Genomic DNA, 544 nt, shown 5'->3' with positions numbered 1-544 from the left:
GCAATATGAAGAAAATTACTCTTGCCGACGGTTCAGTAGTACACCTGAATATGGGAACCACCTTATCTCTCCATAAGGGAAAATTTAACGGACAGATCCGCGAAGTATGGTTAGAGGAGGGTGAAGCCTTTTTTGAAGTAACCAAAGATACCCACCGCCCCTTTATTGTACATACTGCCGACGGGTTGAGCACGCGCGTGTTGGGAACATCGTTCAACATAAAGGCTTACCGTGAATTGGGAGAACAGGTGGTGAGTGTGAAAACGGGCCAAGTGCAGGTAAGCAGGGAGAGCGGCGGAAAAGTTGTGCTCGAAGCCAATAATAAAGTTTCCTTCGATAACGGAACGGGCAGTTTAACTTCCGGCCTCACAGACGGTTCGGCTGCCGCCGACTGGCGTACAGGGAACATTGTAATGGACGAGGCGGGGTTAAAAGAAATAGCACTTCGTCTGAAACAATACTATAATGTGGAGATTATCAATGACGCCCACATCACAACGGACCAAAAAGTGTTCTTTGCCTTTACCACCAACACGGAGCTGAA

At 47.8% G+C, this 544-nt stretch carries 1 protein-coding gene; it reads left to right on the top strand.

Annotation, left to right across the window (positions count from 1 at the left end; all coding sequences use genetic code 11):
* Positions 1-5: 5 nt before the first annotated feature.
* Positions 6-544: FecR family protein (locus B3Z75_RS14045; protein WP_294073035.1), on the top strand; the 539-nt coding region annotated here is incomplete at its 3' end.

Source organism: Proteiniphilum sp. UBA1028 (assembly GCF_002316955.1).
Lineage (GTDB): Bacteria > Bacteroidota > Bacteroidia > Bacteroidales > Dysgonomonadaceae > Proteiniphilum.
Note: the sequence above shows the minus strand (reverse complement) of the source record. Positions and strands in the feature narration are given on the sequence as shown.